Below are 439 nucleotides of genomic sequence, written 5' to 3'. Positions count from 1 at the left end.
TTTTTCCTTCTTTTTCATCAATATGAATGCCCGCTATATGCGGGCATTTTTTATGCGGGCAGCAAACGAACATAAGCCATTACTATTATTTGCTGAGTCGTTCGCAAGCACCCTGCTTAATTCCTCTGTTCATTTCCCTCATCACTTTGTTTGTTATCTCACCAGGCATTTCTGCAATACCGTATTCCTCAGGCGATTACCGGCAGATACGCCAAAAACTTCGCCACTGATAATGATGGCTTTTTAACCAGGAAAATCATAAAAAACGTAATATTTTGTTGATTATCACACCAAGTCGTTCGCAAGATAGTCAAACAGACATTCATAGCCACTTTTCGGGAAAAAATGTGTTGACGCTGCAAGGCCCAATACGCATAATGCGCCCCGCAACGCCGATAAGGTAACGCGAAAAAAAGATGGCTACGTAGCTCAGCTGGTT

General features: G+C 42.4%; 1 protein-coding gene. It reads right to left on the bottom strand.

The genetic code is table 11. From position 1 onward, the window contains the following. Positions 1 to 188 precede the first annotated feature (188 nt). A partial coding sequence (locus DT73_RS26705; protein WP_235234422.1) for a hypothetical protein occupies positions 189 to 439 on the bottom strand: 251 nt, incomplete at its 5' end.

The organism is Mangrovibacter sp. MFB070 (assembly GCF_000705335.1).
Classification (GTDB): Bacteria; Pseudomonadota; Gammaproteobacteria; order Enterobacterales; family Enterobacteriaceae; genus Mangrovibacter; species Mangrovibacter plantisponsor.
Note: the sequence above shows the minus strand (reverse complement) of the source record. Positions and strands in the feature narration are given on the sequence as shown.